The sequence below is a fragment of the Vibrio sp. 10N.237.312.B06 genome (genome assembly GCF_041464685.1).
Lineage (GTDB): Bacteria > Pseudomonadota > Gammaproteobacteria > Enterobacterales > Vibrionaceae > Vibrio > Vibrio tasmaniensis_A.
In genome coordinates this window covers 1-15260 of the sequence record NZ_JBFSPI010000062.1, presented here as the reverse complement: position 1 = coordinate 15260, position 15260 = coordinate 1, and the positions used below count along the sequence as shown (strand labels likewise).

The window sequence follows — 15260 nt, the reverse complement described above, 5'->3', positions numbered from 1 at the left end:
ATGGTGTAGGTGGATAGAAAGTCGATGCGTTCGAAGGTTTTTAAAGGAAGTTCTCTACTGCTTAGCTGTGCACTTGTTGGGTGTGCGGCGAATTCGCCTGCGCCAGTTTCAAGCTTAAACAAGAATTACTCATCGATTGATCGTGGTAGTTATCGTGGTAGTTACTATGAAGTGAAAAAAGGCGATACCCTTTATTTTATTGCTTACGTAACAAATAAAGATGTTAAAGAGCTTATTCGTTATAACAATCTGTCTGCACCTTATACCATCCATCCCGGACAGAGCCTTAAGTTATGGCGTCCTAGCTACAACGCTCCAGCGTATGGTAAATCAACGGTAGCGGTTGCAGCCGTCGCTGCGCCTGTTGCCGCATCCACAACTTTGTTGGCCTCAAGCAAACCTAAAACAACATCTCAAAAGAGTAAAAGCTCTAAACCTGCGCCCGCTCAAACAACCACCAAAGTGGCGAAAAAAGATCCACAAAAGAAGGTTGTACAATCCAAATCAAAGGAGTATGTTGGTTCTAAAGGTAAACAGAATGTTACACCGCCAACAAAACCAACGAGTAACAAAGTATCCAAATGGTTATGGCCAACGAAAGGGAGAGTAATTAAGAATTTCTCTGTAGGCGAACAAGGAAATAAAGGCATAGACATAGCAGGACAGCGAGGTCAGCCAATAGTATCTACTGCAGGGGGAACGGTTGTTTATTCGGGTAATGCATTACGAGGCTACGGCAATCTAGTGATTGTGAAGCACAATGATAATTACTTAAGTGCATACGCGCATAACGACCGACTATTAGTATCTGAAGGGCAAAGTGTGAAACCAGGGCAGAAGATTGCAACAATGGGAAGCTCTGGAGCCAGCAGTGTCAGGCTGCACTTTGAGATTCGTTACCAAGGTAAATCAGTTAATCCAAAACGGTATTTACCTTAAATACAATATGCAAAAATTACGTATTGTATGGAGTGACATAGTCATTTAGCGACATATGAAGTTGTAATGTCATGCTAATTTCGCCAGGGGGAGGCGTTATGAGTATAAGCAATGCAGTAACCAAAGAAGAGTTCGATCTTAACCAAGCAACCACGGAACAGGAAGCTCTTGGAAAAGCAAAACGAACAGTCACTAAGAAAACCGAAGCGAAAGAAGAGACTGAAGTTACGTCTAAAAGCTTAGATGCGACTCAACTCTACTTAGGCGAAATCGGTTTCTCACCACTATTAACCGCTGAAGAAGAAGTGCTTTATGCACGTCGAGCTCTACGCGGTGATGAAGCAGCACGCAAACGCATGATCGAAAGTAACCTGCGTTTGGTGGTAAAAATTTCTCGTCGTTATAGCAACCGTGGTCTTGCACTTCTCGATCTTATTGAAGAAGGCAACCTAGGTTTGATTCGCGCCGTAGAGAAATTTGATCCAGAGCGTGGCTTCCGCTTCTCAACTTACGCAACATGGTGGATTCGTCAAACCATTGAACGCGCGCTAATGAATCAGACTCGCACTATCCGTTTGCCAATTCATGTTGTGAAAGAGCTGAATATCTACCTGCGTACGGCACGAGAGCTATCACAAAAACTTGACCACGAACCAACGGCAGAAGAAATTGCTTCTAAGCTAGATAAGCCAGTCGGTGATGTGAGTAAGATGCTTCGCCTGAACGAAAGAGTGAGCTCCGTTGATACACCTATCGGTGGTGATGGTGAGAAAGCGCTACTGGATATTATTCCGGACATCAATAACTCAGATCCTGAGGTTTCAACTCAAGATAGCGATATTAAGAACTCGTTGATTTTCTGGCTTGATGAGCTGAATCCTAAGCAGAAAGAAGTGCTTGCACGTCGATTTGGACTATTAGGTTATGAACCGTCAACATTAGAAGAAGTAGGCCGTGAAATCAGCCTGACTCGTGAACGTGTTCGTCAAATCCAAGTTGAAGGCCTGCGTCGTCTACGTGAGATTCTTATCAAGCAAGGTCTGAATATGGAAAACCTGTTCAACGTAGAAAACGACTAGTTGAACGGATGATGCTGCTTCTCTAAATAGAAGGCAAATAAAAACGCTGACTTTAAGTCAGCGTTTTTTTTGTTTGTGGCTTTGGTATTTCATGCCGTCTAATCAAAATCACGGACGGCAATAACAAGCTACTTGATAAGAAACTAAAGCAGCTTCTTCAAGCGGTAGAGTTCTTCCAATGCTTGGCGAGGTGTCAGATCATCAGGATCAACATTCGCAAGTGCTTGTTCTACTTCACTTGGTTCAGGTATCAGGCTCAGTTGGTTCGCGATATCAACGCCACTTGGCTTTGATGTCGGAGAGTCGATACTCAATGCTTCTAGCTGAGTCAGCTTCGCACGTGCGTTTTTGATCACTGCTTTAGGCACGCCAGCCAATCCTGCAACCGCAAGGCCGTAAGATTTACTTGCGGCACCTTCTTGAACTGCGTGCATAAAGGCAATGCTGTCGCCATGTTCAACCGCATCTAAGTGTACGTTCGCTAAGGTTGGTATTTGGTTTGGTAGCTCAGTTAGCTCAAAGTAGTGCGTTGCAAATAGTGTCATCGCATTGATTTGATTGGCTAGCCATTCCGCACTTGCCCAAGCCAGAGACAGACCATCGTAAGTACTGGTACCACGACCGATTTCATCCATTAACACAAGGCTATTTGGTGTCGCGTTGTGCAGAATGTTTGCGGTTTCTGTCATCTCAACCATGAAGGTTGAACGACCCGAAGCCAAATCATCGGATGCGCCAATACGAGTGAAGATACGGTCGATAGAACCAATCGTCGCGCTTTCTGCTGGAACATAACAACCAATATGAGCCATCAGCGCAATGAGTGCGGTCTGACGCATGTAGGTCGACTTACCACCCATGTTTGGACCTGTGATGATCAGCATCTTACGTTGTTCATTGAGGTCGATAGGGTTAGCAATAAACGGTTCGTCCATTACTTGTTCAACAACGGGGTGACGACCCGCCTGAATTTGTACGCCAGCAGACTCTGTCATGGTTGGACGACAGTAATCAAGGGTGTCTGCGCGTTCAGCTAAGTTTTGTAGAACATCCAGTTGAGACACTGAAGAAGCAATGTTTTGTAGTCGCTCTAGATAAGGCAGTAACAAATCAAACAACTCATCCCACAACTTCTTCTCGATAGCTAGGGCTTTCGATTTAGAGCTAAGCACTTTGTCTTCGTGCTCTTTTAGCTCAGGAATGATGTAACGCTCTGCATTTTTCAGCGTTTGACGGCGAACATAGTGTGGTGGCACAAGGTGGCTTTGTCCGCGGCTTACTTGAATGAAGAAACCGTGTACGTTGTTGTAGCCCACTTTAAGTGTATCGATACCATGACGTTCGCGCTCTTCTTGCTCAAGTTTATCAAGAAATTCGGTTGCGCCAGCTGCAAGGTCGCGCCATTCGTCTAACTCGGCATTGTAGCCTTCTGCAATTACACCACCGTCACGGATAACCACGGGAGGGTTCTCTTTGATCGCTCGCTCAAGTAGTTCAGAAACCTCATCCACAGGCGAGGCATATTGAGCAAGTTGAGTTAGGTATGGGTGCTTCAATTGCGTCAGTGTTTCTGCAAGTTCTGGCAAATATTCCATCGCTTGGCGAAGTCGTGCCATATCACGAGGACGAGCTGAGCGAAGTGCTAGTCGAGCAAGAATACGTTCGATATCCCCGATCTGTTTCAAGGTTGGCTGTAGCTCTGTAAAGAGAGCCAAATCTTTCATTTCACCAATAGCATCTAGGCGCTGATCGAGTGCAGAGATATTGCGCATTGGTTGATGTAACCAGCGCTTAAGCATACGGCTACCCATAGCCGTCGCGGTGTGATCAAGTACTTCGGCAAGGGTGTTATCACTACCACCACCAAGATTTTGCGTGATCTCCAAATTACGGCGAGTCGCTGCATCGAGGATCACCGAGTGATCTTGCTTATCCATCGTCAGTGAACGGATATGTGGAAGGGCAGTACGTTGGGTATCTTTCACGTATTGGATCAAACAACCAGCCGCACATAAGCCTAGTTTCGCGCCTTCTACGCCAAAGCCAACCAGATCGCGAGTACCAAACTGCTTATTCAATTGCTGCTTCGCGGTATCTAATTCAAATTCCCATACCGGGCGGCGGCGATTGCCATTACGGCTTGCCATTAGATTTACAGGTTCGAAATCTTCAGGGAACAGTAGCTCACGAGGTGAGGTTCTCTGTAGTTCTGCCGCCATTGCTTCTTCGGTTTCCGGCTCACATAGCTGGAATCGGCCAGAAGTAATATCCAGTGTCGCGTAGCCAAATTTACCATTGTGGTGGTAAATAGAGGCAATCAGGTTATCAATGCGCTCAGAAAGCAAAGCCTCATCGGTCACGGTACCGGGTGTAACGATACGTACGACAGCACGCTCAACCGGGCCTTTTGAAGTTGCTGGATTACCAATCTGCTCACAAATTGCTACGGATTCACCAAGTTGCACTAACTTTGCAAGGTACCCTTCAACGGCATGGTAAGGAACACCCGCCATAGGAATCGGTTCACCATTTGATGAACCACGTTTAGTCAGTGAAATATCGAGGAGTTGAGAAGCTTTTTTAGCATCATCATAGAAAAGCTCGTAGAAATCGCCCATGCGGTAGAACAGCAGAATTTCTGGATTTTCTGCTTTTAGCTTTAGGTACTGCTGCATCATAGGAGTATGTTTTTGATCGGCTTTCACAGTTAACTTCTTTCGTTTATTTCTATTGCGGCTTAGGATACGTGAAAGCGTTTCGTGCGAAAAGCGACACATGCGAAAAGATGCGAATCCGAATGATATGACAGTAGATAAAGGGAAGTTGATGATGCAGATGACTCAAGATCTTAGTGAACAGCTTGGAGACTTACTCGCTAAACATAAACACGTTTTAGTGACGGCTGAATCTTGTACTGGCGGTGGGGTTGCTAGCGCGGTGACGGATATCGCAGGGAGCTCTGGTTGGTTTGATCGTGCATTTGTTACTTATAGCAATGAAGCGAAGCAAGAGATGATCGGCGTACAGCTTAAAACCTTAGTTGAGTTCGGTGCGGTGAGTGAGCCTGTCGTAATAGAAATGGCGAGCGGGGCATTGCAACATTCAAATGGGACTATCTCTGTATCGATCAGTGGTATTGCTGGCCCAGGTGGCGCGACCGAAGATAAGCCTGTTGGAACGGTATGTTTCGCTTGGAAAGCACTAAACGGTTGGGATAAAGTAGAAACGCATGTATTTACAGGCGATAGATCACAAGTACGCCAACAAGCCACGCACCATGCCCTACAAGTTATTTATGATTACCTATCAATGGAAGGTAAGTAACATTTGTACAAATTATTTTCATACAGGTATAGACACTGTATGAATCAACAGTATAATAAAAGCCAATTAGTCACCCCTATGTGGGTTAGAAATAGATTCTAGATCGCTTGTTAAGACAACCGATTATGTGGAGATAGAGATGGACGAGAATAAACAAAAAGCGTTAGCCGCAGCCCTTGGTCAGATTGAAAAGCAATTTGGTAAAGGTTCAATCATGCGTCTTGGTGATAACCGCACAATGGACGTAGAAACTATTTCTACAGGTTCTCTATCTCTAGATATCGCACTAGGTGCTGGTGGCCTACCGATGGGATGTATCGTAGAAGTTTACGGTCCAGAATCATCAGGTAAAACAACGCTAACGCTTGAGCTTATTGCTGCAGCACAGAAAGTGGGCAAAACGTGTGCATTCGTCGATGCCGAGCACGCACTAGACCCTATCTACGCTCAAAAGTTGGGTGTTGATATCGATGCACTTCTTGTGTCTCAACCAGATACAGGTGAACAAGCTCTAGAAATTTGTGATGCACTGGCTCGTTCAGGTGCTATCGATGTTCTTGTTATTGACTCAGTAGCAGCACTAACACCTAAAGCAGAAATCGAAGGCGAAATGGGCGACAGCCACATGGGTCTTCAGGCTCGTATGCTTTCTCAAGCGATGCGTAAGCTGACTGGTAACCTCAAGCAGTCTAACTGTATGGCTATCTTCATTAACCAAATTCGTATGAAAATTGGTGTGATGTTTGGTAATCCAGAATGTCGCTTTTCATTTTGTTTGTAATGGTATGTATCCTTGATTTTTGTATATTTAAGTTTATATACCATTACATACAGTATGCGATGGTTCTTTCGGTCAAGCTAACAACTGATTTGACAGAGGGTATGCAAACAACCTATTAGATAGTTTACAAGATTTAAACAAATTCAAAGGTGAAAGAAGATGGACGAAAATAAAAAGAAAGCACTAGCCGCTGCCCTAGGTCAAATTGAAAAGCAATTTGGTAAAGGTTCTATCATGCGTCTTGGTGATAACCGCACAATGGACGTAGAAACTATTTCTACTGGTTCTCTATCTCTAGATATCGCACTAGGTGCTGGTGGCCTACCGATGGGACGTATCGTAGAAGTTTACGGTCCAGAATCATCAGGTAAAACAACGCTAACGCTTGAGCTTATTTCCGCAGCACAAAAAGTTGGCAAGACGTGTGCATTCATTGATGCGGAGCACGCACTAGACCCTATCTACGCTCAAAAACTTGGTGTTGATATCGATGCGCTTCTTGTTTCTCAACCAGATACGGGTGAGCAAGCGCTAGAAATCTGTGATGCACTGGCTCGTTCTGGTGCAATTGATGTACTTGTTATTGACTCAGTAGCAGCACTAACACCAAAAGCAGAAATCGAAGGCGAAATGGGCGATAGCCACATGGGTCTTCAGGCTCGTATGCTTTCTCAAGCGATGCGTAAGCTAACTGGTAACCTAAAGCAGTCTAACTGCATGGCTATCTTCATCAACCAAATCCGAATGAAGATAGGGGTCATGTTTGGAAATCCTGAGACAACTACTGGCGGGAATGCACTCAAATTCTATGCTTCTGTACGATTAGATATCCGCCGTACTGGCGCTATTAAAGACGGTGATGAAGTTGTAGGTAACGAAACGCGCATTAAAGTTGTGAAGAATAAAATTGCAGCACCATTTAAGCAAGCTGAGACACAAATTTTGTACGGGCAAGGCTTCAATCGCTTTGGTGAACTGATCGACCTAGGTGTTAAGAACAAGTTAGTTGATAAAGCAGGCGCTTGGTACAGCTACAATGGTGACAAGATTGGTCAAGGTAAGGCTAACGCAAGCAAGTTCATTGCCGAAAATAGCCATATTGCTCAAGAGCTAGACTCAAAATTGCGAGAACTGTTGTTGACTCCAGCGACCCTTGAAACTGAAGGTGGCAAAGTAGCAGACCAAGCTGAGGATGAAGCCTTTTAATGCAGAAGGTTAACTTCATTGTTGAGGGTAGAGAATACTGCTTTAAAAAAGCAGGGTTCTCTACCCTGTTCCACCCCAATTTCATAAGTTCACTATGTGACGTTCCAGACCTAATTGACGGACTTAAGAATTCGACATTTGGAGGACACTGGCAAGGGATAAAGCTATTTCTTAACTACTTAGTCGAAGAAGTCCCTACTCTTTACAATTCAATAAAGTTTTCTAACTCCCCTTATCAACCCATTCACGATGCATATACTTGGACGACAACTCTGCTTGCTTATCGCCAATGGATATTAATAAAGCGAGAAACTAATGACCGAGCCAACAAGTCATTATTCTCATTGAATTGGTGGCTCAGTCGGTTGCAGTCTGCAAAGAGCATCCCATTCTTTGATAGAGTTGCAACATACCCAACTTCGAAAGTCAAAAATAGAAAAAAGCCGAGCACCATTATAGACACTCACCTTCCTGAGCATGTATTGAAGGCTTTGGGGGCTATGGCGGTGGAGGAGCCAGATGAAATCAAGCGGATATATACTCATACGAGATATGAGATTAGCCTACTTGAGGTGAAACCAAGTGGCTTTGATGACCTACCTCTTCACGAACAATCCCGCTGGGTTCTGGAAAGAAGACTAGCTACCTTAAGAGAAGGTATTGAGAGTCAGTTCCTTGAGGCCAAATACGTCCGACTTGAAGGTCTTAGAGCAATTAGACAGCACCGCCATCTCGTACCTTTAATCGACAATCTATTAAGCTGGCGGAAAGGAGTCGGACAGGGTAAAAATAACCCATACGCTGATGAAGTATGCGCCTTAGGCTATGAGATGTACATGAACGCATTGCTCTCATGGCTTTGGTACAAAAATAGAAAGTTACCTCTGAAAGAGTCTATAAGTCCAGATTACTACAGACCTGTAAAAAGATTCTTTAGTAGAATAAGAAAAGAAGCGAATCTTTCTCCTATTGAGTTTAAATGGGATGATCGATGGTTTGCAGACCGATTAGGATGCGGTGAAAGCCTCATTGCATCTGCTACTTTGATGCTTGTATTTGACCACTGTGTAAATCCAACATCAGCTTATGATATTGAGAACAAACCACTTTCTAATGAATTTGGAGTACCTGTTCTTCACTGGGTAAAGAAGCGGGCAAAAAGCTCATTATTCAAGTTCTTACCAATAAATATCTCTGTAAGTACAGATGAAGTAATTAGGGTTGTAGCTAATGCTACGAAGGTGTACCGACGGTATCTTTTGGATGAATTTAATATCAATGACAAGTATCTTTTCCTCAACTACCACAGCAGTAAAGAGCAAAAGACAGCTCTGTTGATTCCACGTAAGCCAGAATGGGCAACGTTTGCTAGATATACGAAAAGCGCGTTGTCTAAGGCTAGTGGCGCTGATTGGACATCTACTGCAAATCAATTGAGAAACAGCATTCTTTTACTTATAGCCTTAGATGATGGGGTTGAAGGGCTTAAGGAAGAAGCTCTACACAGTGACGACAACGGGAGTTCAGCGGTATCTACCAGATATGCAGACAAAGCATTAGTACAGTTGCAACACAACGAGTCCGTGCGTGAATTCAAAGAGTGGCTCCAAACCATCATTACACTAAATATTGAGGGTGCTGCTGAAAAACTTGGTGTCGATCCTGATGACTACAAAAAACGTGCAGAGATGACCGTTAGGTATCGATTCGGAGGGTTGGGCTGCAATGACCCGAAAGCAGGCACCCAAGAAGGTACAGTGAAGGGGGTTACATGTAACAAAATAGCTCGGTGCTTATTTTGTCCGCAACGCAGAAATGTATTCATTGAGACAGTTCAAAATTTAGTTCACCTGCTGCAATGGGAGGAAGCGCTAACTCTTGGTGCTGAGCGTAAAGAGATAGACCCAAAAGCACCGAACTGGTTTTTCTGGATGGCTTTTATCAAAGAAATGCTCCGTAGAATGACAGAGGACGATATAGCAAGCGGAAGAAAACAGGCAATGCTGACTGAAGCAGAAAGCATTGTGGCATCAACGCCTAACCCGTATTTGGTTATCGATTTCAAGGAGGTTGTCTAAGTGGTTTCACAGATGAAGTTCAGTGATTACATTCAATTGCCCCGTCATGAACAAGAAGCACTAAAGACTTCTGTTAAACGTAGTGGGTTTAAGCTGAGTAGTATTATCTCAATGGAGTTTGACTGGCTTATTGAGGGGAATTTCGAAGATCATCGTTGGGTGATTAAAATAGGAAATAAGAAGGAGACCATTAATTGGGACTCCACTTTCCCCGCCCCTAAGCGTAGAGATAACAAAAACACGGTTTTGTTAGGGAAAGGGCGGAAGCTCAGTGATAACCCATTGATTATCGAGGATATGAAAACTGCTTTTGTCATAGTGAAAATGACAAAATCTAATATCAAACTATCCCTCGGCAATGCTAGTGGTTGCAGATCATTTGCATATTCATTAAAGCGATATGTAACAGACGTAATGATGGCACCACACATGCTGAACCCGTCGATGTTAAAGAGGACTACCTTTGACAGAGTTATGAAGGAGGCATCTAACAAGAGGTCGATAACTCTGGGTTACGCGGACATCATCAAACGTTATTTCGAACAAACCAAACTTGATGATATTCCAGTTCAGTATACACCCGCCAATAAATACCCTCCGCAACTGGATGTTGCGTACCTAAAGAAAGAGCTGGGTTTAGACCCAGAAGTTTACAGGGTTGATGATAACGTAAAGGCGATTCTTGGTCGAAAAGAGCAAGAGATGATAGGTGCTCTTGCAATAAAGGGCTTCAAGCCACGATATGCGGCTGCGCTTGAGAAAACAGCTTTTTCGACCAAAACAAACAGAGCAACATATGAAGATTTTCTATCGGCAGTTGAAGGTGCACATAAGGCGTACAGGTTCTTGCCTCATCTATTCAATTACGATTTTTCTCCGTACACATTTGATAGGTATGATCTATTAAAAAATCAGAACTTTGATGAGAAGTTGGATCTGGCTGGACGGACTCGTGATATCCCCCCGCTAACTTTCCTACAAATGATGGATGCAGCGGCTCGATTCGTTTTGGATTATGCGGATGAGTTACTTGATGCAAAGTCATACCTAGACAAACAGTATGAATCTTATTTGCAGTTAGGGCTAGGCACTAGAGCTATCAGTAACAGAATTAACTCAAATGCTCGAAGTTGGAAGCCTCATGATGATCGGAAGCACTCCCCATTTCCATTAGGAGCATATAAACACGCGCAAAAAGGGAATTTGGCAAGCCAAAGGTATCCACAAGAAGTTATTTCTATAATTAAGGAAGCTATTTTGCTTGGTGAAGAGGCAGTGACTACGCGAGAGCGATTTAAGCTATCAAAGTCACAGTATGACTCATTACTGAGGAGGCTTGTACGAAACCCTGACAACGGCGGTATGTCATTGCAAAAGGCTATTTACCAGTACCTTATCTTCTCGTGCACGGTCATCATTTTTGCGTTGACAGCTAGGCGTGAGTCAGAGGTTTACTCTTTGAAGGCTGGCTGTGTTTCCAGTGATGCCACCGATAAGCTATGGATAAACTGCTACGTTGCCAAAACACTACAGGATGAATACAACTTTTCGACTGTTTCCTTGGTAGAGAAGGCCGTAAAAATTCTGGAAAAGCTTAGTGCCTCTGCTCGTAAAATGCTTGGAACCGATTCACTTTTTGTCTTCGAAGATACCTATCAGCGAGATGCGCCTAGAAACCTAAACAGAATCAATGAAGTTGCTGATAGGTTCTTTGATTTTATCGGTGCAGAACGAGATGAAAATGGTCAGCACTGGAAGCTATCAGAGCACCAGTTTAGGCGGTTTTTCGCCGTGATGTACTTTTATCACTATGAGGATGCAAAAGCCGACGCTCTAATGCATGAGTTTAAACATGTTGACTGGGGTATGACAGAGGTTTATCTAACGTTAAAAGCCGCTGGAGCAATGAAGAAGAAGCAGGTTGAAGCTAGTCGCTCTGTAATGAATGACCGGATATATGATTATCTTGTGCGAGAGAGCGTTGGTGGCAAGATGCTTCCTAGACTCAAAGCAGAGGTGGCGGAATCGATAAAATCTGTAGCAGACGTCAGGAACAAACGAGATCGTGCAATTCGGAAGATTGCAGAGCATAGCTATGTCATCGATTTTATTAGCACTGGTATTTGTTTCGGTGCTACGCCATCGTTATCAGATTCTGGTAGCTGTAATTGCCACGATGAAGCCCTTGGCAAGGCTTTAATCCATAAAGCTTCTAATGATATGTGTGCAGGATGTCCAGCGCAGTTGACGGTTCCAGAAATTGGCAAGGGACATATCAAATTACTCGAAGACAACGGGCAATCAGACATCTTAATGGAGGTATGTAATGGCTGCGAAAGGTAAACCTAACAAAGGTCATGAGAACGTTCGTAAGCATGCAGAAGAATCCAGAAATCAATCTCTAGGTAGATTAAAAGCGCGAATTGCAATCTTCAAGGGGTTGATCAATGAACGTAAGGAAAACCTTATTTCAATGGAGGGGTTGCCACTTAATCCGACGAAGTTCTTGGAAGATAACTGGTTACCTGAAGTTACCGACTCCAAAGAAGCTATCGACCCCACTGCAATAAAGGTATCCAGAGCAACCTTATACAAAAAAGAAGATGAATTCATTTCTAAACTGAATGAAGTCACAAATCTATGTAAGGCCGTCAAAAATCCGGAAAATGTAGCCAAAGAAAAAAAAGCTTCAGAGGCTGAAATTGAGAGACTTACTATCCGCACTCAAAACCTTGCTGAATTAAACACTCAGATTGAACATGAGTACCAACAGCACATAGAGGAGTTGCAGACCCGGATTTCGGAGCTGCTTGAGGAGAATGAACGCTTAGAATCTATCCTTGCGAATAGGAGTAGCAATGTTACATCCATCTTCTAGTGATAAGGAACTTAAGCTGAGTCACAATCCACGTCATTTCAGGCTGGAGACTATTAGGTTGTCCGAGCATTTTCAGATAGGTGGAACCGAGCTTCCAAGGTTGCCTTTCGTTCTAGATCAGGATGGAAGGCCGCATCAGGTAATTAACGCCTATATTCGGCACAGAGCTGTTGTGCAAAGAATGGATATTAATAGCACTATCTATCAAGAAACGCTTAATATTGTTATAACATACAACATTTTAGCTCGGCTGGTGAGTGGGATTGAGACGAGGTGGTCTGTGCGTGGTGGTGATATCACAATCGCTTCAGCTTCGAACAAGTTTCATGATTGCTGGCTTAACAGTTCAAGATCAAGATTCAGAAGAATACTAAAGACTTGGAAAGTCGAGAAAGAAAAAGATGGCTACGACCCTAGTACACTGAACAGCTATATCAGGGCATTCGTTCGTTTTTTATGGTGGACTAACAAAAAAGGTTACTCCCAGAATCTAATTGGAATCCATGATCAGGACACTCCAACTTATCCTGTACCAGTTGAAAAACCGAAATCCAGTAAAAAGTCCGTAACTAGAGCTGATTATCATATCCCTTGGCTTCTGGATGAACCAATTTCCACACCAAGAAAAAAGAGAGCCATCATAAACAAAACTGACCTAGCCCTTAAGTCGACGTATGAGCGCACTGAAAATGAAAATCTCAGTGAACGCTCAAACCTTGTAGCCGAACGTGACTATCTCATGCAAAGACTAATGAGAGAAGCTGGGGCGCGTGTTTCGGAAATGACCACATTGAAAAAGTCTGCGTTCTTAGAAAAGCCACAGTATGATGAGACTGGCAATATTGTCATTGTCGATACATCAGAAACGAAAGGCAAAGGAAAGTATTCACGACCGCTAGAGGTTCCAAAAGGTTTGTACATAGCAATTAGGGACTATATTGAGGAAGAGGTTTCTGATGACTTAATTCCTAAAACTAGAGCAGGCAAGATATCCAAAGCAGATGAGGAGTATCTATTCCCATCTAGCAAAACGGGTAAACCTTTGCAACGTCAAGCAATAAATAAGAAGTTGAAACCGTTTGATCTTAGCCCACACGATTTACGAAAAGTTAGCGCTACAGAGTACGGAGTAGTTTGCATTGACGCAGGATTCGATAAACCAACATCGTTGTTATTGATTGGTGAGTTTCTAGGGCACTCAGCACGTTCAAGAGGCGAAACCGCTGAGTACCATTACACACTAGCCTTTGAGATGTGTCAGCGAGACAAAATGGGTTCGATTGGTTCATTAAAAGCCGAACTTATCGCCAAGGATGTCCAGCTTGAAAAGCTGATGAGGGAGCTTGACGAGCTGAAAAATAAGACTCTAGAGCAATAACCAGCTATCACGCTGTTTTTCGTGTCTCGATTTTTGTTGTAAGAATCGATCTTACTGTGCGTGGTTTAGCAAATCGCTGCCCCTAAATCAGTTTCAGCTAAAGCATGCACGTTCGTACATTAGCGGAATTTTCCCAAATGCTGCTCATGTGACGATAACAAGACTCATGCAGTAGACGTGATTTTTTATTTTGTTAAGGTTGCTTCGGGACAAAAGCGCCATAGAACACCCGCTCTAAAATTCGCTCATCGCCCGTTAATGGCTGTACCTGTAGTGTGGCACAGCAATGTTAGAAGGGAGGTGCGTCCATCACCTCAAAGCCACCATCATACGCACCAAAGCCTACCTTCTAAAGGTAGTTTGGAAACATAAATCAGTTTGGATTTAAAGAAATCTCTGTTTTAATCCATCGTTACTGAGTAAGCGTTCACCGAGGTATCTTGACTTACCATGCCTGAAGAAGCATGTGCAGTTTATAGATCAAAAACGTTCGGGTACGGTTTCTTCTCAACGACTGACGTGATGATTTAACTCAGAACTGACATTGCTGATAGGCCGCGCTTTTTGCAAGTTTCGATGAGTGTGTGGATACGACTACGGAATTTATCGCCTGCATCTGAGGTCGTTCCGAAGCTAATTTTCCTTTGGATTACAAAGCCTCTAATACATCGCTCGGCTTCATTATTGGTTAAGGGGATTGACGTTTTCTTGAGGAAAACCCACAAGCTCTCTCTATGTTTGAGCAGTAACTTACATCGCCCTCGATACCGCTTGACCATCACACCTGTCCCTTTGCTCAACCAATGATCGAACGATTTTTGTAGCCTGTGCATTCGCCGCAAGTACCGTGAATAATCCAATTCACCTTGCTCATAACGATGTCGAGTATGGAAGAGAACATTCGTCAGAAGACATAGGTGCCTTCCTATATAAGCAGTATGCCCACCACCACTATAATCCGCCATTTGTTGAAGATTGCGCTTAACATGTGCCCAACATAACTGATGACGGTCTGCGGCTATCCAGTTATAGCTTGGGCACTGGTCGCTGACCACGATGCCTGCATAGTCTTCATCAATGACTTTTTTCGCTGATGAGGTCGAGCGCGAATAAAGTATTTGTTCATAGACAAGAGCATCACTGGCCACTAACCAACACCAACGAAGGCTTTGCTCATCATTTCGGTGATGAGAGGTTTCGTCGGCATGAATCAAAGGTGCCTTCTTTAACGCTTGTTTGATTGCTTGATGCAATGGAGTCAGCATTGAAGCGACTTTTGTTTGTGCTTCGCTAATCGCACCAACAGAAAACGTTGTGCCGAGTTGCTCTTTGAGCAGTGATTGGATTTTCCGAACACTAAGGTGATATTGTCCAGCAAGAACGCCAATGTAGCTGAGTAAATTGGGACCGATAATACCTTGTGATGCATTGTCGGGCTTTTGAGCTTTTACTGTTTCTTTACAGTGGAGGCATTGACCTGAAAATAAACGGTATTCAGTGATATCGACACTGGGTTTTGGAATATCGAAGACCTGATGGCGGTAGTAAGGGCCACCTTGAATATCGATATCTGACTGGGCACAGCAAGGGCACACTT

Annotated in this window: 10 protein-coding genes and 1 pseudogene; 9 read left to right on the top strand and 2 right to left on the bottom strand. The window is 43.7% G+C overall.

Annotated elements, in window-relative coordinates:
- Positions 1-24 precede the first annotated feature (24 nt).
- Entirely contained in the window at positions 25-939 is a 915-nt protein-coding gene (gene nlpD / locus AB6C75_RS16175) for a murein hydrolase activator NlpD (RefSeq protein ID WP_371695216.1), read from the top strand.
- Between the two features lie 98 nt (positions 940-1037).
- The gene (gene rpoS / locus AB6C75_RS16170) at positions 1038-2018 is read left to right on the top strand and encodes an RNA polymerase sigma factor RpoS (protein WP_009847636.1); all 981 of its coding nucleotides are present in this window, start codon (positions 1038-1040) and stop codon (positions 2016-2018) included.
- A gap of 143 nt (positions 2019-2161) precedes the next feature.
- On the opposite strand, the gene mutS is transcribed toward rpoS, so the two are convergent.
- Entirely contained in the window at positions 2162-4723 is a 2562-nt protein-coding gene (gene mutS, locus AB6C75_RS16165) for a DNA mismatch repair protein MutS (protein WP_372108181.1), read from the bottom strand.
- A 124-nt stretch (positions 4724-4847) separates the two neighbouring features.
- Here mutS and pncC point away from each other — a divergent pair, with 124 nt between their 5' ends.
- The 7 genes and pseudogenes from pncC (at position 4848) to AB6C75_RS16130 (ending at position 13663) form a co-directional block, all read left to right on the top strand.
- Positions 4848-5342 carry a nicotinamide-nucleotide amidase gene (gene pncC, locus AB6C75_RS16160; RefSeq protein ID WP_372108190.1) on the top strand — a complete coding sequence of 165 codons (495 nt, stop codon included), beginning with the start codon at positions 4848-4850 and terminating at the stop codon, positions 5340-5342.
- Positions 5343-5481: 139 nt separating this feature from the next.
- A pseudogene (recA, locus tag AB6C75_RS16155) lies at positions 5482-6099 on the top strand (recombinase RecA); the annotation flags it as partial.
- Positions 6100-6282: 183 nt separating this feature from the next.
- Positions 6283-7329, top strand: coding sequence for a recombinase RecA (gene recA / locus AB6C75_RS16150; protein ID WP_017104911.1), 1047 nt, complete (start codon positions 6283-6285; stop codon positions 7327-7329).
- Complete coding sequence (locus AB6C75_RS16145; RefSeq protein WP_372108180.1) at positions 7329-9407, top strand: hypothetical protein; 2079 nt, start codon at positions 7329-7331, stop codon at positions 9405-9407. Before recA (AB6C75_RS16150) ends, AB6C75_RS16145 begins: the two co-directional genes overlap by 1 nt.
- Entirely contained in the window at positions 9408-11750 is a 2343-nt protein-coding gene (locus tag AB6C75_RS16140; protein ID WP_372108179.1) for a hypothetical protein, read from the top strand.
- Positions 11734-12285 carry a hypothetical protein gene (locus tag AB6C75_RS16135; protein ID WP_372108178.1) on the top strand — a complete coding sequence of 184 codons (552 nt, stop codon included), beginning with the start codon at positions 11734-11736 and terminating at the stop codon, positions 12283-12285. Before AB6C75_RS16140 ends, AB6C75_RS16135 begins: the two co-directional genes overlap by 17 nt.
- Entirely contained in the window at positions 12266-13663 is a 1398-nt protein-coding gene (locus tag AB6C75_RS16130; RefSeq protein ID WP_016788339.1) for a site-specific integrase, read from the top strand. Before AB6C75_RS16135 ends, AB6C75_RS16130 begins: the two co-directional genes overlap by 20 nt.
- Before the next feature lie 527 nt (positions 13664-14190).
- On the opposite strand, the gene tnpC is transcribed toward AB6C75_RS16130, so the two are convergent.
- The coding region (tnpC, locus tag AB6C75_RS16125; protein WP_372108177.1) for an IS66 family transposase at positions 14191-15260 on the bottom strand (1070 nt) is incomplete at its 5' end.

What these genes read in the sequence shown, in the direction of transcription:
- nlpD (WP_371695216.1), top strand. Translation starts at nt 25, where the DNA reads ATGCGTTCGAAGGTTTTTAAAGGAAGTTCTCTACTGCTTAGCTGTGCA.
- rpoS (WP_009847636.1), top strand. Translation starts at nt 1,038, where the DNA reads ATGAGTATAAGCAATGCAGTAACCAAAGAAGAGTTCGATCTTAACCAA.
- pncC (WP_372108190.1), top strand. Translation starts at nt 4,848, where the DNA reads ATGCAGATGACTCAAGATCTTAGTGAACAGCTTGGAGACTTACTCGCT.
- recA (WP_017104911.1), top strand. Translation starts at nt 6,283, where the DNA reads ATGGACGAAAATAAAAAGAAAGCACTAGCCGCTGCCCTAGGTCAAATT.
- AB6C75_RS16145 (WP_372108180.1), top strand. Translation starts at nt 7,329, where the DNA reads ATGCAGAAGGTTAACTTCATTGTTGAGGGTAGAGAATACTGCTTTAAA.
- AB6C75_RS16135 (WP_372108178.1), top strand. Translation starts at nt 11,734, where the DNA reads ATGGCTGCGAAAGGTAAACCTAACAAAGGTCATGAGAACGTTCGTAAG.
- AB6C75_RS16130 (WP_016788339.1), top strand. Translation starts at nt 12,266, where the DNA reads ATGTTACATCCATCTTCTAGTGATAAGGAACTTAAGCTGAGTCACAAT.